Here is a 23,741-nt window from a genome sequence, read left to right as displayed (position 1 = left end):
ATTTATCATAATTAGGGGCTGCTGAAAAAGTTTTTCGTGGGGGCAGGGTGTGGGGTGTGGGCTTCGGCCGTGAGCTCAGCGTTCGACTGAGCTCACGCCGAAGTCCGAACGGGTGTGGGGTTTTATCCATTTTCAGGACGTTCGGCGAAGCTCAGTCGAGTAGGACGGTGAGCTTGTCGAACCGCCGTGGTCAACTACCTAATTTTCAGGGAAAAAGTACCTCAATTTTCCCCCTGATCACTCCCATGCCTGGTACTTTTTGATTGACAAAAAGTCTAAAAGTCTTACCCAACAAGGTTTTTAGATTTATTCAGCAGACCCTACATAATGTTTCAGAAAGATAAAAAATTGTTCGATTATTTCATTGAATCCCAAGCCTCTAGAACTAGGCGACGGGTGCGGTATTCGCCGTACTTCTTCATCTCGTTATTCTTGAGGACTCGGAAGGTTTCCGAGGGGAAATCCTCGCCGTAAACATCGGCGGGATCTAGGATATACCTTAGCTCGTCACGGGTCAAGCCGTAGAGTTTGGCGTATTTCGCATCGAGTTCGGCGCGCAGTTTCGCCCGTCGGTCTTCATCCCAGATGAAGGGTTCGCCGTAGTATCCCATATCTTCAGCGAAGGGTCTTATGTCGTAAGCGGTGTATACTAATTCAAGGACTCGATCGCTAATGTATTCGATGTCTTCTGATGTGTACCAGTTTGGGGGAATGATAGGGAGTTGTTTGACAACATAAAAGTTTAAATTTCCACCACTTGCTTTTTGTTTTGCAACATAATCAAGAATCAATGAATTAAAATTAGCTACTAAACAGCATAACATTTTAGGCTTTTCTTCCGAAAAGATTAAAGGCATAGAATTGCCAACACCACACTTAGGAATAAGTGTAAATCTTACGCTTCTTGAATCGGCAAAAGCATTAATAGCATTCCGAAAACCTATTAACCAGTTATATTTCCACTGTTCGGGGATTTTTAAATCAACAGATTGATTCTGTACCCAGTATCTCGGTGTAATTTGCCAAGTAACATTAGCCAACTGCTGTTGATTAGCCTCATTAATGGGAGGTCTATTACGGTATCTTTCTTCTTCTTTAATTCCTTCAAAACCTGCAAACCGATGATTATATTGATCTGTGTTTTTAGATTCATAAAGAGGCAAATAAATAATATTTTCTTTAAAATATACATTTCGTTTTAAATTAAAATTATTGGTGATTAACTCACTTTCTATCCAAAATATTTCTCGTTCAGATGTCATATTAAACAATCCTTGTCTAAAGAAAGCTTTCCAATGGTTTTCTTTCTTTTTAAGATTGCTTAAAACAGGAACTTTTTGATAAATTTTTCTGACCAATTTCAGATCTTCTATAGACTGAAAAATAGGAAGATTTAGAGTATTAGGATTAAAAAGTCTTATTTCGTCACTACTCAATCCATAAAGCTTTAGAGGATTTTTAAGTTGATTTAAATTTCTTAGCTGTGAAGCAAAATATACCTGACTACATGGAATGTTGGATAAAGTCAGAATAGCGAATGAAACTGTATGTTCTATGTCTTTAAAAATATAATCTTCATTGTTAAAGTCAAAAAAGCTAGTTAGTAAACAATTACTAACAACGTTTTGAATGAAATCTTTATTAGAATCATCTGTTGCAATACCAGATTTAATAATTACTGCACTTTTTCCTTGAGAAGACATTAGGTTTTTAACTAGTTCAGCAAAGACAGAATAAGTATTAATTTTCCCTCTTAGTGTTAATAAAAATCTTCCTGACTCTCGAATAAATTTATTTTGTGCGTCTGCATCATGCTTTGTATTTTCAAACATTTGTAATAACTGAGGATTTGTTTTTGCCAATTGCTGGATTTGTTTTTTTCTTTTAGAACTATCTTTTTCATTAGCGATACTTTCATCTTTAGAAGCAAAAAACTCCTTCTCCGCTATTTGTAATAGTTCCCACGGTGGATTTCCTAAAACACAGCTAAATCCCCCTTCGGCGAACACTTCGGGAAATTCCAGACACCAGTGAAAAAATCGCTGTTCTCTCGCGAGATTATTCGCCGCCTCGACAATTCGCGTCACGCTAAAAGGAGTCGAGGAAGAGGTTTCCCCGTCAGCGAAGAGAGAACCTTGAAGGGGGTTCCGTTGCTGACGCTGTTCCGCTTCCCGTAGGAGACGACGGAGGGCTTCCGTAGTGGGGATAAGCTGTAAATTCGCCTCGGTTAAAGGCATAAAAAATGCCGCCGTCCAGAGATTACAGGCGGAAAAATCCTGCCACCATTGAGAATCAGCGCGTAATTCCTCGTAGCGTTCCTGTTTGCGGTGATATTCCGCGGGAGTCGAATCGGTGATGCGGTTGAGATGCCGCGAGCCTTCCGCATAGTTCCCCTGCCGAACCTCGAAATCTATATCCTGGAATAGCGACAACTGACCTTTCGGAACCTTGCACTGTTCCTTGTTAGATTTTTTCAGCTTGGTAGCGAGAGATTTATCATCGCCCGTGACCGCTTTATAAGCTTCGTCGGGAATCCCCTCTTTCAGCACATCGAGATCCATCACCCCCACTAGAGAATTCCCGCATTTAATCCGGTGATCGAGGAAATTAAGCGGGAATCCCTTGCAAAAACCCTCGATCCACAGGGCGACCTTACACAGATCCACCGCGAGAGGGTTTAAATCCACCCCGTAGATACAATTTTGGATCACGTCGCGGGTGGCTTTCCCGATCTCTTCGGGAGAGGGTTGATCTTCCCCGCTACGGACGCGGGCTAATTCCTTGCCGATACGCCGCGCCGCCGCGAGTAGAAAATGACCGCTCCCACAAGCGGGATCGCATACGGTCAGGGATAATAAAGCTTTTTCCTTGTCTTCAGGCGATTCCTTCCCTTTCAGCTTGTCGGCGATAACCGGTTCTAAAGCCGATTTGATTAACTGTCCGACTAACGCGGGGGGGGTGTAATAGGATCCGGTGGTTTTACGATCGCTCCCGATTACCAAGAGAAAACGGTAAGATACGGATTCATTGACAATTCTCGGTGTGAAATCCAATAAACTCTCGTAAACACTTCCCAACTCCTCCACGTCGAGCGCGGCGTAATTCACGCGGCGTAATTGACCGCGATTCTCGTACAGAGAGAGATGACGGATAGCCAGAAGTAGATCGTGATTATCGATCGCCAAATCTTCTAGCAATTTCAAGGAATTCGAGCCGAACAGATCACCGTTCAAGGGCGATAACCCCAATAATTCCCCGCGCCAACTCTCGTCGAATAGACTAAACGTGACCCTCAACCCCTGCCAATTGTCCTGAAAACCCTCCCGAAGGTAACTTTTCCGCTCGGCCAAGGCTCGCAACCGGAAGACACTATAATACTCGCTGTAAATTCGAGCTTTTCCCTCGTCTTCCCCTGCTAACAGTAGATTACGGGACTCCGCCACCATTAGAAATAACAAGCGGTAAATCAACAACAACAGGGACCGGTAATAATCCCGTTCCGACAACTCCCTGGAGTTGATCGCCTCTCTTAAACGCTGATTTTGGCGGTGTTGTAAGAAACCGGTTCCCAATAGTAGTAAAGCCTGTTCAACCCCGTCGCGTAGCCGCTCCCGTACCCGTCCCCCCTGTTCTAACGCATCTTGGTGATAGACTTCCAGAAAACAGCTATCCACATCCTCGACTCCCCACGGTAAACGGGTACGGTGGAAAAGCCGATAAAACAGGCAGAATTCCGCGTAATTCTCATTCTGGACGATCTGCTCTAGATCGAACTCGATAAAGGTCAATCGGGTCATCAAAGAGCAATCCCGCAGGAGTCGCCATCGTAACCCGTTGGTAACGACTCCCCATAAATGCTCGGTACGGTTCAGGTATTCCTGTACTAGAGCGTGAGCGGAAAGTCGGGGACGACCGGAGGGCGGACGTTGCTCTAGGGATTGCTTACAACTGACGATATGAACCGGGGGCGATTCGAGAGGGGAAAGATCGCCCGTCCCGTCTCCAAAACCAGCCCGATGGGAGATGGCGAAAGTTTGACCATCTACCGTCTCCGCTCTCTCTTGTAAGACGGGTTGATAGCCGAGCAGTTTAAGCAGGGGAATCACCCAAAATTCCCGCGTTGTTGACGTTCCCGTATCGCTTTCCCCCAGTCGTTTTAAACGACGTTGGAAAATCTGCCACTGATCCTTGGCCTCGCCCCAAACGAAAGCGATCTCGTCCTCCAACTTGATCGATCGCTCCAGACCGAAATGAATATTGCTCTGACCATCCTTTTCTCCCGAAGCGATTTCGGTGGTCATGTCAGACGCGAGTAGATTTCCGGCGATACGGTAGGCGGCGGCGTTATTCATGGCGAAAATAGCGTGAAGAGTTGAAATTCGGGAATTTTTATGGCGGCAAGAGAATATAAACGCCCAAAATATCCATCGGTAATTGTGGCTCGACTTTTTGTAACATTCCCTCGCCAGTAAACCGTCTTACCCGTCGGTGAGAGGCGAGTAATGTCTCGGCTCTTTCGGTTGCGATCTCCGTCAGACTGGGCGTTAAATCTTCCAGACGATCAATCACCATCTCGATCCACTCTCGTTTTTCCTCCTGAGATATATCTGTGGTGGGAACAACGGTATCGAACAGGGCGAGGGTTTCCGTTCCCGATAACCAACACGGTCGATCGGGAGTTCCCGTAAAACCTCTTGCCAAACATTCTTCCGCTAGAAGCGGACGCGTGTTCCGTCCCGTTAATAGGAGACGTGAGCGCAGTAACAGAATAAAAGTCGGTTTAGCGATCGCATTGGTAACGGTAACGCCACAACGGGAGGCGAACGGGGGAGATGAACTCTCGGCGATCGAGTGGGAGGATTCTAGTGCCTCCTCGAATAGATAACGGGCTAAACCCTCCACAAGGGGATGATTCCGCCCCACATACTCCACTCCCTCAGCAACGGGGGTAGTAAAAGCGATCGTTCGGGGTCGATTTTCGATCTCCAAACAATCGGGAATTCTGGAGAGTTGCCAGCCAACTTTCTTTTTAACCAGCGATATTTCCCATCGATCGAGCGCGTTCCGCACAAATCGCTCCACATCCGCTTCATTTCCAAGAATTTCATCGGACTCATTCAATTCCTGTTGAACTTCTTCCGGTTTGATCGAGCGTTGGGCGAAACGGGTACGGTTTTGAATTTCTTTTTCCTTCGCTTTCTCCCAGTCCTGATGAAGTGAGGCCAGGGCTGGGTTACTGTCAAAAAGGCTTAATTGACGTACCGTTGTCGATCGCTCGAACAGGGATTGAAAGATCGCCTCCTGTACCGTTGCACTGTCCATCGGGATCGGTACGGTGATCCCTAGATTACGATGGATCGTCACCGCTTTTCTCAAGAGAACATCCAACACTACACCATCAACAGGGTTATCCTGTCCGTAGAGAAGAATACACTTGAGTTGCGGGGTCGTCTGTCCGTAGCGATCAATCCTTCCTTCCCGTTGTTCTAAACGGTTGGGATTAAACGGCAAATCTATATGGCAACAAGCGTTGAAGTGTTCCTGTAGATTAATCCCCTCACTCAGGCAGTCCGTAGCCACTAGAACCCTTTGCGGACAGGATTTTAATTCGTCCAAGCGAATCTCCCGCTCGTCTTCCGATAGTTCGCCGGTAATTGCGATAACCCTCGGTTGAACGCCCCTTTTTCCCACAAACTCCGCTTTAAGAGCTTGGGCGTAATAATTGGCGGTAGCGATATAGCGACACCAGAGAATGGGATTATAGCCTTCTGTCAGTAGTTCTTTGACGATTTTTAGTGTGTATTGAAGTTTTTGGTCTTTTTTGCTCGTTAATTGTTCCGCCGCTCTCGCGAAATCTCTCAGCCTTTTTCTCGCCGAGTCCGGATAGGTGCGGATACTCTGTTCGACTAATGCGGTCGGGGTACTGTCCACCGACAATTCTTCTTCTGTCACGTCATAGACGTAGGGAGAGGCAACTCGATCGATATCTTCCACCGATTCATCTCTGGTTTTTTCGGCTAGATCGTCGAGATTAGCGTTTTTATCCGCCTGTCTGGATAGGGTAGCGATAGCGGCGGCAGGAGAGGACATCACGCATCGGATAATCGCCAAGGCCGCCCAATACCTTCCCCTTTTTTGGGCGTGGCTGAGACTTTCATCGACCGAACGAACTAGGCCACGGACGAAATCAAAAACCCGATCGAATAACTCTCGATACTCGTTGGATAGTTGATAGGGGTACTCGATCGATTTTCGGATGGAAAAAGGCGTATTTTCTGCCATCCAGTCTTGAACATCGGCACGCCTACGCTGGATGAAATGCTTGGCCAATTCGGCGCGTTGTTTCTCGCTAAGAGCGTCTAATTGAAAAGTGCTGAACTCTGGCTTTAAAAAGCCCAGGAGGGACAAAAAAGAAGTTTCAATCCCGTTGTGAGGGGTCGCGGTTAACAGGATCAGGTGCTGATCGGGGTTTTCCGCCAGTTTACTCACCAATTGATGTCGCTGTTGATTCGCTCCTTCCTTACTCTGTGTGGCGGTATGCGCTTCATCTACGATCACAAGATCGGGACGATGCGCCAGAAAACTAGCCCGACGGCGATCGGATTTCGCATAATCGAGACTAACGATAATATGGCGGTAATAACTGAAAATATGGCTATTTCCTGAAGGTAATTCTCTTTCCAGTTTCGCTACCGTTCCCGATCGAATAACTACCGCGTCAATATTAAATTTCTGCTTTAGTTCCCTCTGCCACTGATCGCATAATTGAGGGGGACATAATACTCCGATACGTTGGATATCCCCTCGATCGAGCAGTTCGCGGGCGATTAACGCGGTTTCTACGGTCTTACCGATCCCCACATCGTCCGCGATTAACAATCTTACGGTTTCCTGACGGAGTGCCATCAACAAGGGAACGATCTGGTACGGACGGGGACGTACTGACAGGCGACCCAGACACCGAAACGGCCCCGCGCCGCTACGAAGGCTTAATCTGGCCGCATCAAGGAGTAATCGCCCAGCTTCGTGGTCGCGTAAAGTTTGCGGTTCTGGGGGTGAGAAAGTGGCGGATTCGATTTTTTCACCTAAAACGGTGTAAATTCCACAGATTTGTTCCTCACTCCCCGATAAAGGACGTAGAATGATTACCTCCTCTCGCTCACTCGGTAGAACAACCCACTGACGATTTCTGCACCGCACGATTGAACCGACCGTGGGAGGTGAAGTGAGTCCAGTGGGGTTACTCCTACTGGCTTGAAGACGTGATGAGGCAAGCATCGGGGAAATGTTGATCGGTAATTTTCTCCCAATTATATTAGGTAAGAGCCTTTTGATAGATCTATTTACGACACTTCCAGCAATAAAAAAATACACGAAAGATTGTGAAAAACCTTCATTGTAGAAACTATAGCGTTTCTCACACCTGTGTGGCACAGTTAAACCTTTGCTGATTAAGCTGTTCAGGATCGGAAATATATCTCTTGTGAATTAGACATCTCCAAAAATTATAACCCAGTCACAGCTTGCCTTTGGTCTATGTACTAAACAAGCAGTTCGATGGCTGTAATGTATATCTAAGTAGGGTTTGCTGAAAAAGTCATTGAAAAGTACAGGTCTCTTAATCAATGATTTCACTTAGCTACAAGCATAAGCTTTAGTTGTTGATTAATTTTTAAGTTATAACTTATCCTAATCATTGACCGAGAAAAAGTGCTGTTTTTCCATTTCAGACATAAAAAAGCCCAAAAAACCTGCCTCAACAGGTTAGAAAGATTCATGACTAAAAAAGTAATAGCAATCGCTGAAAAGGAAGTATGAGGAAGTTTAGCCATCACTTTACCTAAGCTAAATCTTCTTTTCCCCTGTCCAAATTTGCCCTCTATACAATTCCGAATCCTCTCATCATCGGTAGCTTGTTTCTTTTGTTCTTTACTAACATTTTTGGCTGGTCTTCCTAATGGGGGACCACTGATTCTGATTCCCCTTTCTTTACACCAAGCTCGGTTTTCTCTGGTTCGATAAATTTTGTCCACATGAACTGATTCTGGATAGTATCCTGTATAGTCATAATAAGCTTCTATTTGTGCTTTTAAATCTCCTGATTCATTAAAGTTATCCCAACTAATTCGGTCTAAAAATATGTAACCATCTATACAGCTTGCTGAGAATTTAGCCCCAAATTCTACGGGTTTTCCAGCTTTTCCTCTGACTATCGGACGGATGTGGGGTTGAGTTAAGCTGACAATTCTGTCTTCAATACTCTGTTTGTTATTTTGGTACATCCAGAGTTGTTGACGATAAACTTCTGTGACTACTAACAACAGTTTATAGTCTCTTTTTTTCAAGCTTTGTAGAGAGGCTCCTTCTGCTAAAAGTTGTTCAATATGGTCGAGATTTCTTTTCAGATATTGCAGTTGTCTTTTCAGAGCTTTTCGTCTTTGTTTGACGGTAGGTTTTCTTTTTTTCGCTACTTCTAAATAACTTTTTCTGGCTAGAAGACGATAGGTTCTCGGTTTTTGAACAAGTTTTCCTTTTAAAGTTTCATAGAGAATATCAATAATTTTTTCGGTTTGTTTTCTTCCTTGATTTAACAGGTTTAAATCCGTAGGATAACTAATATCTGCGGGCGCACAACTGGCATCTAAAATTAATTTACCTCGATTTTCTGGTTGACTTTGGGTTTCGCTCTCTAACTTTTTTTCGGTGTTTTCTTCTTCTTTTATTTCTCTCGAATTTTTGACCATAAAGCGATTCACTTTATTAATTAGTTCCAGAGTGATTCTTTCTCGAAAGTGAACCAACATTGACGCTTCAAACCGGGGTTCATTGCTGTAGGATGAAAACCCCAAGAAGTATTGTAAATAAGGATTTTCTTTGATTTGTTCTACCGTTTCTCTATCGCTTGTTCCTAATTTTTCTTTAATAATTAATGCTCCGAGTGCTGTCCTGAATGTTTTGGCGGGTGTGCCCATTTCTTCTGAAAAAAGTGATGCGTATTCCGCTTCAAATTCTGACCAGGGAATGAGGTTGGCCATAATTACCCAACGATTGTCTTGGGATAATTTCCCCTCAAAGGGCAGCTCGAAGTTTTCTGGTGGGGTTGAGGGTAACTCGCTTTTACGGTACATTAGCACTAATTAGAGAAGATGCAAGGGTGATGCAAGGGTTTTAAGAGATTCTAGCAGATTTAAGTGCATTTGGGAAGCTCTCAATCAAGCTAAAAGCCCTTTCCTGTAAGGTTTTTACCATTATTCAGCAAACCCTAAGTAGTCGTGCAAAATAAATTTCCTAGTGAAGAAAGGCAAAAGGCAAGAGGCAAGGGGGGGTTAGATATGTGTAATTAATTTTGCTTAGGTACTTAGTATCAAAGGCTAACTTTGCTATGGCAGCTAGACGCTTTGTCGCATTTTTCCTTTTGTAATCTTGAGGAAACTTGTGGTGCAGCTCTTCAATCTGCGTCACAAGTTCTTCAAACTGTTCAAGGAACAGAGGTTGAGCAAATATGCTCCATACATTTACTAGGGGCTGATCTATAGACAACCTTATTCGTCCTCATCCAGAAGTGGTGCATCAAGATCCAGAGCAACGCCAGAGACCAAGTATTGAACATGATTGACTAGGTTAGAACTAATTGGCTGTATGTGTTGAGGGTTCTGTTCCATATCTTGGGCAAGAAAATTCAGAAATTTCCCAAGCACCGGATCATTTTCTTCTGTCCCGTCAGCCCTGGAAATCCATACTTTGCCGTCGGGCTGTATGTTGTAGCAGATTTTATCGCGCTTATTCAAGCCAAGGGCTTTGCGAACGGAATCGGGAATTGTAGTCTGATAGCGATCGGTAAGAGTGGATTCTGGCCATAGAGCCATAGTTGCATCCATTGGAACCTCTCAGCCTGTTTGTAAAAAGGCGTTGCTGAATTAAGCTATGAATCAGTAAGGAATAGGCACTTCTTGAAACTTCAGATAATGAATTAATAAACGAATAGAGTATCCTAACATTTCTGTAGACTTAGAATAGCAGAGTGTTTTGCGATGCAATCGGGCTAGATAATGTCTTAAACGTGTGTTCTCACCCTCTACTCTGGTCATATAAGTCTTACTAATTATATGGTCGCCCTCTGCTATAAAACATGGATAAACTGACCATCCATCACTCACATAAAAATAGCATCCCCAAGACTTAACTAATTCCCATAATGGGCGAAACGTTTCGCTACTATGGTCTCCGATTACCCAACCTAAAATTCCTTTTTTAAAGTGGTCAACGGCTGTCCACACCCAGATTTTGTTTTTTTTGAGCCAACAAAGGTTTCCAATTCATCCAGTTCCCCTACTTCAGGAATTGTTTCTGGGTCATAGGCGACTGGCAATAATTCTCCCACAGATTTTACCCAATTAATTACGGTCGTATGATGAACTCCCTTTAGCCTTTCTATTCCTCTAAATCCCATCCCATTAACATAGGCAGTTAGGCATTCTCGCTTCGTTTTTTCGTCATAGCCTTTCTGTTTTTCATAGTTATTAATAAATTGACGGCCACAGGTTACACAAATATGATTTTGTTTACCTTGTTTATTGATGCCATTTTTACGGATATGGGTAGATTTACATTCAGGGCATTGCATTTTGATTTCCTCCATTCATATCTCTATTATGCAACGCCTGTAAAAACATCTTGATGGTAATGCAAGTGCATTGCCTCGTCAAGTGTGGAGTCGCTGGATATGTACATGACAATATCAACCCATTACCCAGTAGTTTCCCCAGTGGTTTCAGGAGTAGAAAACCCCGTCAGGGATAGAAGTTGTCGTTTAGCGGTTTCCCGTTCGAGACGGTAACGGTTCCACTGAATCTCTAACTGTTCTCGTTGGGCGATTCTTGTTAGATAGGTTTCGGTGGATGAACCGCCCAGACGGTAATCGATCTCGGTAATCCTGGTCAAGAGGTCGTGGTTTGACAGTTGGGCTAATATCGCCCGTTCTCGATCGCCTGCGGTTTCGTAGGCGATCACCAGCGTTAAGACCTGTTCTCCGAGTTGGGAGCGTTTGGCAGCCCGTTGACGTTCCAATTCAGCCCTGGCCGCCTCTAGGTCGGCCGCCCTGATTTCGAGGTCGGTGATGGCCATCCTCTGTTGTTGTACCTGACCACCCCCAAACAGATTTTGCAGAATGGCGATCGGGTCGGTGGTGAGATAACCCGTCCATTGTCGGGCGTTGGCTTGGTCGATACGTTGTCCAGCCAACTGTAACCGGCGATCGATCAGGGCGATGCGTTCGTCGAGGGTCTGCAATTCAGGGGAACATTCGATCGCCGCGTCGGTGAGGGTACGGAGACAATCGTTACCACTATCGAGACAGGGAAGGGGAGCGGCCTGTAGGGGAGTCAACCCTTCGGCTTCGCTCAGGGTTAACCCTTTGGCTTCGCTCAGGGTCAACATCAACAGTAAGCTCGACAGTGAGAAGGCGATCATCCTGACCCTGCCATTTAAGCCGTTTGACCGTTCCGGGGTAGGGAGCCTTAACCGTAGCCAATTGAACCAGTGCATTGTCGATCTCCTGTATTCTCGTCCTGATCACCGCTTGGTTGTATTCCCGTTCCTGAAGTTGTGCGGCGCGAACTGCCCTCTGTTTCTCCACTTCCAGTTGTTGGTTCTGAAGGGTGATCGCCCGTCGGTTTTCTTCTAGAGCCAATTGGTATTCTTCCTGAAGACGCTTTTCCTTGGCGGTTGATAAAGCGGCACGGGCGATTTCCAGTTGTATTTTTGCTTTTTCTCGCTCCGTTTCCATTTGGGAGAGTTTCGCCCGTTCATGCTCGATGATCTTCTCCACGGATATTTTCTGCCCTTCGGCTTGGCTCAGGGCTTGCCCATCAACTTGTTTCAGGGCTTGCCCATCAATGCTGACAAAAGTAGGGAACGTTCGGGTGGGAACGGAAGCTACCCGAACGTCCGTAGGTTTCATGGCCAGACCTTCAACTTGACTCAAGCTAAGTAATTGGGTGATTTTTTGTTGTTGTTGAGCTATTTTAGCTTCTATCTCTTGTAATTCTCCTGTTTTCAGAGTAATTTGGGCGGTTTCTTGCCTGTAGGAAACGGGGGGAAGTTTATTTAATGTTGGGGGTGGTGAAGGTAAGGTGAGTTCGGGGAGGGGAATCTGTAACTTTTTTAGGGAGAGTTCCAACTGTTGACGTTGGGTTTGGAGTCGTTGTCTCTCGGTAATGCGATCGCTTAGTATCTGACCCGCAACGATCCGAGAACCTTGTTTGACCCGCAGATCTGCGGGGGTGGTAAGGGTCAATCGGATTTTGATCTCCCTCGGTACGGTGGAGTAGGTTTTTTTCGGAGAGGATCCCCCCTTAATCCCCCCTTGATAAGGGGGGTAAGAGGTGGTAACGGGTGTAACGGGTGTGCTGGGGGTTTTTTGGGCGGTGGTGTAACTGCAACCGACTAGGGCGATGATGGCGGCGGCGGCAACGGTCAGGTAACGAAAGAAATCAGGACGGGGGGAATAGAAAGGTTCTGGGACAATGGGGGAAATATCGGCTTCTCTCAGGGCAACACTCTCGCTTGTTTTCTCGCTGTGTTTCTCGATTCTGGGGACAATGGGGGAAGTATCGGCTTCTCTCAGGGTAAACCCTTCGGCTTCTCTCAGGGCAAGCCCTTCGACGTGGCTCAGGCCAGGCACTGAACTTTGTCTGAGTGTTTTTTGAGAAGCGATCGTTTCTAAGACAGTTGGAATTTCTAAGACAGTTGGAATTTCCAAGACAGTTGGAATTTCTGAGACGGTTTCTCCCGTGCGTTCCCGTTTCCAGCGACTAATCAGCTTGCGGGAACAACCCTTACCCGTTTTCTCCCGTACCAACGAGATCAGACCTTCGTAGGTCGTACCAGGGGGTGCGCCGTCGAGGATAGTAAAAACCTTCTCGGTGCGTCGCTGGTGGGGTTTTGACTTAGAAAGAGTGCTAACCATCTTCTACCCTCCGGTGATAGGGAAAGATACTGGTCACTTCTGCCTGTTTGCCGAAACGACATAGGGCGGTCAAGGGTACTAACTCGGCTACTTTCTTCTCGGCAAACCGGAATTTGGCGGCCACCCGTTTCACTTCCGATTGGTCCACTGGCAAAACGATTTTGGTAGAGGAGTTACCGATCACGTCGTCGCTGAGATGTCGTTCCGATTGGGATGCCAACACCAAACCCAGCCCGTATTTACGACCGTCAGCGATGATGCGGTCACAGGCCCGACTTTTCCGCAATTCTTTAGCCTCATCGATGAATAGGTAGGTACGGGGTAGTTTCCCTTCGATTTCGCCGGTTAACCGGTGTTGGTTCATCAATTGCCAGGCCAAGGATTCGGCGGCGATCGCCCCGATCTCCGGCGGTAATTTCGAGAGGTCGATGCGGATATGTTTCTCGGTGAAGTTGGGTTGAGGACGGCAGAAGACACCGTAGGTGAAGGTGGCTATCAGTTTCAGTTTCAGTTTTTGCGATTCCTTACAGCCGCTCTCCACCCGCGACTCGATCTCCTGCTGCAAATCGGTAAAATTGGGCGCTTCCCTTGTCCAACTTGTCGGTTGTTCTTGGCTGATACCCCGCCGGTCATAACAAAATTGCAATATTTCTAACAGTAAACCCTCCTGATTTGGTCCCAACTGCAAAGAACGTTTTAGAGTGGTGGTAACGGCGATGGCCTGTAGATGGGGACCACCCCCTTCAGCATCGAGGTTGACAATCAGGGGATTGATGCCGTGAGAACTGGCCATGTGCAGGGGATAACAAGTTTCGCCGATAATCTCTTGATCACCGTGGAAATCGATGATAAATAACTGAATATCGGGATAGGTCTGTCTGAGGGAATAAGCGATCGCTTTGAGGGTCTGGGTTTTGCCACTACCGGATGCACCGATGGCGACGATGTGACCGTTGGGGAGATGACCAGGATTCCAATAACAGTTATCCCCCAAGAGAATGCCAGACGGTGGCGATGATTCGTCCGATGGGGAATTGGTGGCCCGTAAAACGGCGGTGGGTAATGGTTTCTGCTGTTTATTAAACATTTATGATCCTAGCGATGAGATGACCTGAAACGCTGTATTCTCCCAACTTGTCGATCACATACTGGGGACTAGCGGCGGTAAGTCGGGCGTAGGCGACGTGACCCGGTTGTAGGGTAATAGTATCGAAACGGTCGGCATGACTGGGCAAACTTAGACCCGAACCATCGGCAATGGTCAGCGTTCCCGTTAAATATACCCTGTTACCCTGAGCTACGCCGAAGGGTTCCGTTAAATTAGCGAGCCTATCTAAATACTCATCTTCCAAGACAATATTTTCGATCTTTACTTGGACTGGTGCGACCCGTTCCACCCGAATGCGGGACGCGATGATCTGAGATTCCTGACTCGAACCCAGTCGGTACAACGTTCCCCCTTCGTCCTTGACCAGCAGATCGCTAACGGTCAACGGTTCGATTACCTCGTAGGTGGCATCCACCGGCTGTTCGGTAATGGCATTTCTCCCTTGAACCCTAACTCGCAACAGATAACGGGAAGCATCCTCGTTCACCGTCTCGATCGCTCCCGACGGCAAACCCAACACCTGATTGAATCCGCGAATCAGACCACCACCACTGTTGATAGAAATACTCATAACCGAGACGACCACAAGAACAAACAGCAGGAACCACTCGGCATTACTGCCCGTGGCCAACCTCAAACGAGGATTTCTGGGGATGATCATCCTTCCCCGACCGGGATAGAACGCCTGCACTCCCGACTTGGTAAAAACATCGGCAAACCAGCCGAAAAAGTAACCGAGAATCAGACCGTACCAGAGTTGACTATAACCCAGTAGGGCTAGGGGATAAGCCGCAAGGGTGACGACACCCGACGCAAAGAAACTGTGGGTTATGCCCCGGTGAACCGTTCTCTTTTCTAGCCAACTGCTGACGGGAAACAAGAGCCGTCCGATCGAGCTTTTGCCCGTGTCAATATCTGGCAACAAGGCCGCCACTGCCGCTATGCCCAATATCTCCGGATTGGCGGTTCCCAACGTTATGCTCGTCAAAGCTACCGAAAAGGCTATATGAGTGACGCTCATCATAATATAAATTATGAGTTATAAATTATGAATTATAAATTGTGAATTATAGATTACAAATTATAGTTTATCAGTTCTGAATTGGGAGGTGAGAATTGTAAATTATAATTAAATTATCGATCGGCAAAGGTTGGTTTTTGGCTGTGATCGGTAATCGGTAATAGGTAATAGGTAAACTGACAACTAATAGCCGATAACTGATAACCGATAACTAACAACTGATCAATAAGATCAGCGTCCCAAACGGTTAGACTGTCGGGGTAAGGAATAAATCATCAACCTGACCATTCCCACCGCTACAGTCAGTATCCCTCCGATCAGATAAAGACTGGTGTTATTAAAACCGAGTCCCAAGAATCGCAGAATCATAAAACACATGAGAACCGCAATTAGTAGGGGAGTACCGTCGATCCACTGGGTATGGTCATAATTATTACCCTCCAATCCTAAATATTCTTCCTTGACCACCCGTTTGGCTAACATGGGATTACCGATCGCCCGTTGTTGCCAATCGGCTAGTTTACCCGGTGTCACCTGCAATCCCAAACTGACCGCTTCTCCTTCCATAATTTCGCGGATCGCCCTTTCTGGTAAAGCTTCCAATTCGATGCGGGGAAGCTTCAAAAAAATATCTCGGGCCGGGGGGTAAGTGGCCAACAATAATATCGGCTGTCCCTGTAAATGCAGTTTTTCCAGCCAACAACGCAGGGAAACGGGGAACCTGTGGGCATTGTCCATGACTAGAAAAGCGACGTTACCCTCTAACCATTCGGCGATGGTTTCCTGTAACTGTTGTGCCGTCATCGGTTTGCCCTCTAGCGTTTCCGTATCTACCCCCAAATCCCCGGCGATTTCCAGAAGCATCTGTTTGACCGTGCCGATGGCAGGGGCGGCCACCGGAAACCCCCGCCCCCACAAGTCCTCGATTACCCGCTCCGCTAAAAAGGTCTTCCCCGCTCCGTCTTCCCCCACCACCAACAAACTGGCATTGGCTAGTAGGGCGGCCACCACCCGCTCTTTTTCTGCTCCCCTATAGCAGGAGATTGAAACGGAACCATCAACGGAACGGATCGACAAAGACTGACGCTCACCGTCCGCTCCAACCCCGTAAGTATAGACCCGCTCCTCCCCGTTAGCCAATCTCCTTCTGTGTCGCTCGATCATCGTTCCGATTCCCAGTTCCCTTTCTTAACTATAGTTCCCCTTCATCTTTACTAAGGGATAACTCTGTACTACTTTACTTCTGGTGAGAGAAAGTGAAGTATTGACCGCTATTCGTGGCATCCTAGAGATAGGTGGTAAACCTTGACAATTGCATTGATAATAATCGATAGTTTTGCTGATCCATCACCAAAGGGCGGGTAGGCGATCGCCTAAGAGGAATAATCGAAATCAGTTTTGGAAGTTGGGGAAATGCCGGAACGATTACTAAGACTAGACGATTTAAAGACTTTAACTAGCCCCGATGGGGTAGCGGCCCTATTCCATCGGTTAGGTTACGATGCCGAAGCGCAACCTCTAAACCTAGAGGACTTGCAGTTAACTTCCAGAAGTGCCGAAGCCGTCTATGATGCCTACCTGATTGCCGATCAGGGGAATGGGGGATTACAGGTGTTGCTGTTCCAATTGCAGCCGGAGGAGTGGTCTTCCCCCAGTGTTGCCAGTAGTCGCATGAAAGCGATCGCTTCTCAGGTAGGTCGTCGTGATACCGAGTTTCTCTTATTGGCAACCAAAGACTACAACCAATTGATGTTGGTCAATCCCCGCAAGAGCTTTGACGATAAGATGAATCTCAAGGCCAGCATCAGAAAACTTTTAATTGACCGTACCAATCCTACCGCTTACGACCTCGATCGATTGGAAGCGATCGCTGTCAGAGATAAGTCACCGCAGGAACTCTACAAGGTACAGTGTGAAGCCTTTGATGTTGAGAAGCTGACTAAGAGTTTCTATAGGGGATATAAACAACTGTTTGATCAGGTTCAGCAGGCAGTAAAGTTGCACAATGACCACCCCTATTTTGAGGACTCAGACCGTTTACACCAGTTCTCTCAGCGACTGTTAGGAAGGATAATGTTCCTCTACTTTCTCCAGAAGAAAGAGTTTTTGGCGGGGGATCGTCGTTTCCTCACTACCCAATACAAACATCTAAGACCCGACCCCGATGACACAGAATATTACACTAGCGTCCTCGAACCCTTATTTTTCCAGACGTTGAACCAACAGCGTCCCAATCTCGATTCAAAATGGGGCAAGATTCCCTATCTCAACGGCGGTCTATTCGATCGAATAATAATTAAAATTAAATTCAAGCCAGGGAAACGACTGTACTTAGCAATAGATAGAACCCAATGGAAAGACAAGAATTTATTCATGGTGGCAGGGATTATAGAGAGAAGAGCAATAGACATCTCCAAAAATTTGTAAGTCAGTCACAGCAAGGAATACAGGCAGATTAGACCAAGAGTCAAAATTAGCTCTAAAAACCGATTAATCAGGGTTTTAAGAGACAAAATCGAATTTTTACGGAAAACTATGGCTAATTATAACGTCAATTACTTCCCCTGATTGCTCCCATTCTATTAATTCTAAAATTAGCGCACTAATTCTCAACCTTACTAAGCCACAAACGGTAAGTAAAACCGATTTATATCGACTTTTATAGCGTTTCCTAAGCTAGTGAGGTACACCTGTTTTTCTTCCCCTTTGCCTTTTGCCTCTTGCCTTTTGCCTAAAACCCATAACTTTTGTACCTCAGCAGACTGAAAAACGCTATATTTAATCTAAATCTTTCTTGAACTACCTTAAATACTTTGACAACTCGAATTAAATGCTCAACAAAAATTCGCCGAGATAATAAAACTTTATTTTCTTTAATTTGATTCTCGGTTAATTCTCCGTTCTTAGGTTTTTTATCAGGAGTTCTGATTTGATTTTCTCCCAGGTAAGCTTTATCTCCAATAAAAGCTTGTTGATAATCGAATTTGCTTAAAGTTTCCCGACAGATTTTTATGTCGCTCGTCGGACTAGGTTGACCAATAAATACATCAACAATATCTTCAGCTTTTGGCAAAACAATAAATTGACTTTTTAAAGTATGTCTTTTTTGCTTTCCCGAATAATATATTTTTTGTTCTTGATAATCGGTCGGCCTCTCCACGAGCTGTTTTGCGCTATCGACAATCAACTCATAATCCCTTAATTGTTCAATTATTATTTCCTCTTTTTGGCACTTCTTTATTTGTTATAACAAACTTGTCGGTAACTCTTATTCAAAAAGTTTTTGCCAATAGGTAAAGATATTATGAGCCGTTGATTCACTCACTTGAAACATTAGTCCTAAGATTTGAAAGCTTAGATGATGTCTTATAGCAATTCTCTGACTCATGAGGTACAGTAGCAACAGTGAGTAAACCAATTGCGAATATCTTTTTGAGTAACTTCTAACATAGCTAATTCAATCCCTTCTATTAAGTCTTTGTAAGTTCTCGCCTTCAGTTTTCTTAATATCGCTTTGACTTTTGACCAAAAGTTTTCAATAGGAGAGAATTCGGGAGAATAAGGAGGTAAATAGATGAGTCTAGCTTTTTCTTGTTCAATTATTTCTCTGACCATTTCTCCGAGATGAATCTTGGCGTTATCCATGAGCAAACAGTCTCCTTCTTTAATTTTTGGCAGCACTTCCTTCAGAATAAATCCTTCAAATGTTACCGCATCCACTGCACCGTATATGTTGACTGATGCCACAACTTTTTCTAAGCTTATAGCACTAATTATTGAAATATTTCTCCCTCTTTTTTGTGGTTTTCTTCCCCGATCTCTTCGACCAATTAAGGCTCTGGCATAGAGTCTCAAAAGGGCTAAATTTACCCCCGATTCATCGATGAAAATTAGTTTTGATGCCTCAATTTCCCGAACTTGAGACCAGTATTCCACTCTTTTTTGCTGTACCCTGTCACTTTCTTTTTCCGCCGCGTGTAGTGTTTTTTTTTTGAAACTGTAATTGAGTTTTTGCGTAAGCCGCCCCAGGGTGGCTCTACTGACTTTCACCTGTGTCTTTTCATACAGTAAGTCCGATAATTCTTCGAGAGTTGCATCATTGTTAGATTCGATGATTTCTATTAAAATTATCAGTTGTTCACTATTTAACTTGGTTGGCGGACTTCCCCCTTGTGGACGAGGACGGATATCTCCTGTTTCTTTATGTTGCTTCAATAACTTCTGAATAAAGCTTTTAGCCACGTCAAATCTCTGGGCTAGTCCTCGAATAGAAATTTTTTCTTTCTTCCAGACATCGATAATTTTTTGGCGAAAATCTACGGAATAGGGTCTCATAGGAAGCTGGCGAGTTCTATTATTTGTCTATTTGCTTTTCATTGTACCTCATAGCTCCAAGAAGTGCTATATACCATCCACTTTTTAGAATTAGCAGCCTTACATATCAATAATCCAGAAATAATTGCAGCCAAAGTTATCTCAGCAATTGTCAATTATGCTTATCAACAAAAGCAAAGTGTATTTGCCATTAATTTAGTAGAACTTTGTTTGCGCTTTCTCCCAGAGGATTTATACCTACAAAATAGTTTGTTTAATCTTTATAAAACCACCACTGTTGACTATAAAAAAGCTCTAGAAATTGCTGATAATTTTTATAAAAGTTGCCAGACAACTACTGAAAAGCTCTTGGGAATTTCTCTAGTAATTGCTATTTCACAAGCTAAAGGAGACTGGGGAAATTTACCTAAATTTATTGATGAATTAATACAACTAATCGAGCGACAAATTAATGCTAAACAATTTAATGCACGTCCTTTTATTATTGACTCTATTTTAGGGGTTACTATCTGTCTTCCCTACTATCAAGATAATCCGAAAATCAATCGCTATTTACAAAGTAAACTAGCAGAAATTTTTCAAGCAGATGTAAGAATCCGCTATAACTATATTGCTCCTGTTTCTTCTCCAAAATCTCCAGCAAGAAAAATAAAAATTGGTTATATTGCCTATACTCTCCGTCGTCATTCTGTGGGTTGGTTAAGTCGCTGGTTATTTCACTATCATAATCGAGATAAATTTGAAATTTACACCTATTTTGTCAACCAAGCAGCGGATGAAATTACTGAGAAATGGTTTATAAATAACTCAGATTATAGCTATAATTTGCCCGCAAAAATTGAACAGATAACTGCCCAAATTCGTCAAGATAACTTAGATATTTTAGTGGATATTGATAGCTTAACTAATAATACAACTTGTCTAGTAATGGCTTTAAAACCAGCACCGATACAGGTAACTTGGTTAGGATTAGATGCCTCTGGAATCCCTGCGATTGATTATTTTATTGCCGATAACTACGTTTTACCCGAAAATGCTGAAGAAATTTATTCAGAAAAAATCATCCGACTTCCTAACTCTTATTTATCTGTAGATGGTTTTGAAGTGGGTGTTCCCACTAGGAGAAGAACTGATTTAAATATTCCCGATGATGCTATTATTTATCTGACCGTGCAATCGGGATTAAAACGCACCTTAAACATGATTTATCTGCAATTGCAGATTCTTCAACAGGTTCCTAATAGCTATCTTTTAATCAAAGGTTTTGCCGACAAAGAAACCATTCGAGAATTATTTCTCAAAAGTGCCGACGAATTGGGAATTAGTCAAGATAGATTAAGATTTTTGCCCAATGATTTCAATGAGGAAACCCATCGCGCTAATCTAGTAATTGCTGATATAGTTCTCGATACCTATCCCTATAATGGTGCTACCACAACCCTAGAAACCCTCTGGATGGGGATTCCTTTAGTCACTAGGGTTGGTGAACAATTCGCGGCCCGCAATAGCTATACTTTTATGAAAAATGCCGGCATTAGTCAGGGTATAGCTTGGAGTGATGAGGAATATGTGCAGTGGGGAATTAAGTTAGGATTAGATCAAAATTTAAGGGAAGAAATTCGTTATCAATTACGTCAATCTCGTCATAGATCTCCCCTCTGGAATGGAAAAAAATTTACCCTAGATATGGAAAAAGCCTACGAACAAATTTGGCAAAATCATCACGATAATTAGGTGATTTATAAGTTAACAAATTTATCGGTAGCCTCAATTAAAGCACTACGAATTCCCACTTCTGTCATCGAATGTCCCGCATCGGGAACAATGATAAATTCCGCTTCCGTCCAAGCTTGATGTAATTCCCAAGCAGAAATCATCGGACAAACAATATCATAACGTCCTTGCACGATAACCGCAGGAATATGACGAATTTTATCAACATTTTCGATCAGTTGGTTATCCGTTTCTAAAAAACCCTTATTGACAAAATAATGGCATTCAATGCGTGCAAAAGCTTCGGCAAAATTATCCTGACCGAATCTCTCGATTAAATTGTCTGCGGGAATTAATTTGCTGGTACTTCCCTCCCAAATTGACCAAGCTTTGGCAGCTTCTAGACGGATTTGGGGGTTATCGCTAGTCAGGCGCCGATAATAAGCGGCCAGCAAATCCCCCCTTTCTTCTGGGGGAATAGGTGCTAAATAATTCTGCCAAATATCGGGAAAAATATAACTGGTTCCCTCTTGATAAAACCATTTTAATTCTTTTTCTCGCAGTAGAAAAATCCCGCGCAAAATTAAGCCTAAACAGCGTTCGGGATGGGTTTGACTGTAGGCTAAAGATAGGGTACTTCCCCAACTACCGCCAAAAACTACCCAGCGCTCGATTTTTAATAATTCTCGTAGTTTTTCGATATCTGCCACTAACAGCCAAGTGTTATTTTCTCTTAACTCAGCGTGGGGGGTACTTTTACCGCAACCCCGTTGATCAAAAAGGACAATTCTCCATTTCTGTGGATCGAAATACTGACGATAAATCCCCTCAATACCACCTCCAGGCCCGCCATGGAGAAATACTACCGGTTTACCCTGGGGATTGCCCACTTCTTCATAATAAATTGTGTGGAGAGCCGATACTTTTAAGTAACCAGTACAATAGGGATTGATCGCCGGATATAATTCTCTAGTCATATTTACAGTCTTTCTCATTAAGATGAAGTCTAACCTAATTTGCCATCTCCCCTCTCCCCACACCCCACACCCCACACCCCGCTCCCCTGGTATTAGGCCCAGAGAGACCCTAATAGCCAAAGAAACTGCACGATTAGATACCAAAGTCTCTCACAGATAGAAGATAATCAATATTTATCAGTATTGGAAGCCTTCAGCATGGTTCATTTAACGCCCAATCCTAGCTATAGTCTAAGTCTCAAGATAGAAATCCCCAATCAAGCGGGAACCTTCGCTTCTGTCCTCAATGCGATCGCCGATGTGGGGGGGAATTTAGGGCAAATTTCTCTAATCGAACGCAATTTAAAGATTAGCACCAGAGAAGTGATGGTTGATGCCGCTAGTACCGACCAAGCGGAACAGATTATCGCCGCGGTTAAAGCGCTACCGGATGTTAAACTGCTCAAAGTTTCCGATCGCACCTTTGATCTCCATCGTCGGGGTAAAATCTCCATTGAAAGTCGTATTCCCCTCACCTCCCAAGATGACCTGGCCATGGCCTACACCCCCGGAGTTGGTCGCATCTGCACCGCTATCGCTCACCAACCCGAACTTGTGTACTCATTGACGATCAAGGGCAACACCGTCGCTGTAGTGACCGATGGTAGCGCGGTATTAGGATTAGGAAATCTCGGACCAGAGGCTGCTTTGCCGGTAATGGAAGGGAAAGCGATGTTATTCAAGGAATTCGCCGGAATTGATGCTTTTCCCATCTGTTTAGCCACCCAGGACCCCGAAGAAATCATCGCAACCGTTAAAAGAATCGCTCCGGTTTTTGGGGGTATTAACCTAGAGGATATCGGCGCTCCCCGCTGTTTTGAAATCGAGAAACGTCTGCGAGCAGAATTAAATATTCCCGTTTTCCACGATGATCAACACGGTACAGCGATCGTTTCCCTGGCTGCCCTGATTAATGCCCTCAAATTTGTCAAAAAATCGCTTGATACAGTCAAAATCGTCATTAATGGTGCGGGTGCGGCGGGAATCGCCATCGCTACTCTCTTTAAAACCGCAGGAGCCACAGATATCATCCTCTGTGATTCCCATGGCATCCTCTCCCAACAACGGGACGATTTAACCCCAGAAAAACAAGCTTGGGCCGTGGCCGCCAGTGGTAAGCTAGGGGATGCTCTCAAAGGAGCTGATGTTTTCTTGGGGGTGAGCGCACCGGGGGTATTGACTCCCGAAATGGTTAAGGGAATGGCTAAAAATGCGATCGTGTTTGCCATGGCTAATCCCATTCCCGAAATTCAACCGGAATTAATCAATGATTTAGTGGCCGTGGTGGCTACCGGACGCAGCGATTATCCCAATCAGATTAACAATGTTCTCGCTTTCCCCGGATTATTTCGCGGGGCCCTGGACTGTCGCGCTAGGGCAATCACCGATAATATGTATCTGGAAGCGGCCAAAGCGATCGCTTCTTTGATCACTCCTGCTAATCTCGATCGAGAGAATATTATTCCCTCGGTTTTTGATGGTCGTGTAGTTACGGCTGTGGCCGCCGCCGTTCAACAGGCTGCTCGTCAAGATGGAGTGGCCGGGGAATAATGTAATTATGGTGCAGGAGGGTAAGTAAAC

General features: G+C 44.7%; 18 protein-coding genes. 3 read left to right on the top strand and 15 right to left on the bottom strand.

Going from position 1 to position 23,741, the window contains the following annotated elements; genetic code table 11:
- Window positions 1-356: 356 nt before the first annotated feature.
- From myaer_RS17550 to myaer_RS17500, 11 genes are all read right to left on the bottom strand, one after another.
- On the bottom strand, window positions 357-4,352 hold the full coding sequence (locus tag myaer_RS17550) for an Eco57I restriction-modification methylase domain-containing protein (RefSeq protein ID WP_201261999.1): 3,996 nt from the start codon (window positions 4,350-4,352) through the stop codon (window positions 357-359).
- 37 nt (window positions 4,353-4,389) lie between these two features.
- A complete protein-coding gene (locus myaer_RS17545) occupies window positions 4,390-7,278 on the bottom strand; it encodes a helicase-related protein (RefSeq protein ID WP_046663021.1) in 2,889 nt (962 codons plus the stop codon).
- A gap of 353 nt (window positions 7,279-7,631) precedes the next feature.
- A complete protein-coding gene (locus myaer_RS17540) occupies window positions 7,632-9,128 on the bottom strand; it encodes an IS5-like element ISMae6 family transposase (protein WP_046660474.1) in 1,497 nt (498 codons plus the stop codon).
- A gap of 160 nt (window positions 9,129-9,288) precedes the next feature.
- Window positions 9,289-9,540 carry a type II toxin-antitoxin system YhaV family toxin gene (locus myaer_RS22135; RefSeq protein ID WP_268807281.1) on the bottom strand — a complete coding sequence of 84 codons (252 nt, stop codon included), beginning with the start codon at window positions 9,538-9,540 and terminating at the stop codon, window positions 9,289-9,291.
- 2 nt (window positions 9,541-9,542) lie between these two features.
- Window positions 9,543-9,878 carry a type II toxin-antitoxin system PrlF family antitoxin gene (locus tag myaer_RS17530; protein ID WP_046663020.1) on the bottom strand — a complete coding sequence of 112 codons (336 nt, stop codon included), beginning with the start codon at window positions 9,876-9,878 and terminating at the stop codon, window positions 9,543-9,545.
- A 51-nt stretch (window positions 9,879-9,929) separates the two neighbouring features.
- Window positions 9,930-10,624 (bottom strand): IS1 family transposase gene (locus myaer_RS17525; protein ID WP_103672714.1). Its coding sequence is split into 2 segments (ribosomal slippage): window positions 9,930-10,282 and window positions 10,282-10,624, totalling 696 coding nucleotides; the frame shifts between segments, so codons are not numbered across the junction.
- A gap of 122 nt (window positions 10,625-10,746) precedes the next feature.
- On the bottom strand, window positions 10,747-11,436 hold the full coding sequence (locus tag myaer_RS22130) for a TolC family protein (protein ID WP_235614766.1): 690 nt from the start codon (window positions 11,434-11,436) through the stop codon (window positions 10,747-10,749).
- Window positions 11,345-12,967 carry an OmpH family outer membrane protein gene (locus tag myaer_RS17515; RefSeq protein WP_046663019.1) on the bottom strand — a complete coding sequence of 541 codons (1,623 nt, stop codon included), beginning with the start codon at window positions 12,965-12,967 and terminating at the stop codon, window positions 11,345-11,347. The genes myaer_RS22130 and myaer_RS17515 overlap by 92 nt, the downstream gene beginning before the upstream one ends.
- Entirely contained in the window at window positions 12,960-14,054 is a 1,095-nt protein-coding gene (locus myaer_RS17510) for an ATP-binding protein (protein WP_046663018.1), read from the bottom strand. Before myaer_RS17510 ends, myaer_RS17515 begins: the two co-directional genes overlap by 8 nt.
- On the bottom strand, window positions 14,047-15,099 hold the full coding sequence (locus tag myaer_RS17505; RefSeq protein WP_046663017.1) for a metal-dependent hydrolase: 1,053 nt from the start codon (window positions 15,097-15,099) through the stop codon (window positions 14,047-14,049). Before myaer_RS17505 ends, myaer_RS17510 begins: the two co-directional genes overlap by 8 nt.
- Window positions 15,100-15,327: 228 nt before the next feature.
- On the bottom strand, window positions 15,328-16,260 hold the full coding sequence (locus myaer_RS17500) for an ATP-binding protein (protein WP_046663016.1): 933 nt from the start codon (window positions 16,258-16,260) through the stop codon (window positions 15,328-15,330).
- Window positions 16,261-16,509: 249 nt separating this feature from the next.
- Here myaer_RS17500 and myaer_RS17495 point away from each other — a divergent pair, with 249 nt between their 5' ends.
- Window positions 16,510-17,523, top strand: coding sequence for a hypothetical protein (locus myaer_RS17495; RefSeq protein WP_046663015.1), 1,014 nt, complete (start codon window positions 16,510-16,512; stop codon window positions 17,521-17,523).
- A 304-nt stretch (window positions 17,524-17,827) separates the two neighbouring features.
- Here myaer_RS17495 and myaer_RS17485 read toward each other — a convergent pair whose 3' ends face one another.
- From myaer_RS17485 to myaer_RS17480, 3 genes are all read right to left on the bottom strand, one after another.
- Complete coding sequence (locus myaer_RS17485; RefSeq protein WP_268807280.1) at window positions 17,828-18,283, bottom strand: transposase family protein; 456 nt, start codon at window positions 18,281-18,283, stop codon at window positions 17,828-17,830.
- Window positions 18,284-18,364: 81 nt separating this feature from the next.
- Window positions 18,365-18,484: a transposase family protein gene (locus tag myaer_RS22375; RefSeq protein WP_268807279.1), complete on the bottom strand. Its 120-nt coding sequence runs from the start codon at window positions 18,482-18,484 to the stop codon at window positions 18,365-18,367.
- A complete protein-coding gene (locus myaer_RS17480; RefSeq protein ID WP_080949779.1) occupies window positions 18,481-19,431 on the bottom strand; it encodes an IS630-like element ISMae26 family transposase in 951 nt (316 codons plus the stop codon). Before myaer_RS17480 ends, myaer_RS22375 begins: the two co-directional genes overlap by 4 nt.
- Window positions 19,432-19,494: 63 nt before the next feature.
- Here myaer_RS17480 and myaer_RS17475 point away from each other — a divergent pair, with 63 nt between their 5' ends.
- Window positions 19,495-21,165 carry an O-linked N-acetylglucosamine transferase gene (locus myaer_RS17475; protein ID WP_046663014.1) on the top strand — a complete coding sequence of 557 codons (1,671 nt, stop codon included), beginning with the start codon at window positions 19,495-19,497 and terminating at the stop codon, window positions 21,163-21,165.
- A 5-nt stretch (window positions 21,166-21,170) separates the two neighbouring features.
- On the opposite strand, the gene pip is transcribed toward myaer_RS17475, so the two are convergent.
- Window positions 21,171-22,121 (bottom strand): prolyl aminopeptidase, encoded by a 951-nt coding sequence (gene pip / locus myaer_RS17470; RefSeq protein WP_046663013.1) that lies wholly within the window; start codon window positions 22,119-22,121, stop codon window positions 21,171-21,173.
- 198 nt (window positions 22,122-22,319) lie between these two features.
- Here pip and myaer_RS17465 point away from each other — a divergent pair, with 198 nt between their 5' ends.
- Entirely contained in the window at window positions 22,320-23,711 is a 1,392-nt protein-coding gene (locus myaer_RS17465; protein WP_046663012.1) for an NAD-dependent malic enzyme, read from the top strand.
- Window positions 23,712-23,741 lie beyond the last annotated feature (30 nt).

It is taken from the genome of Microcystis aeruginosa NIES-2549 (assembly GCF_000981785.2).
GTDB lineage: Bacteria > Cyanobacteriota > Cyanobacteriia > Cyanobacteriales > Microcystaceae > Microcystis > Microcystis aeruginosa_C.
The sequence above is the reverse complement of the archived record's forward strand: the minus strand, read 5'-3'. Positions and strand labels throughout refer to the sequence as shown.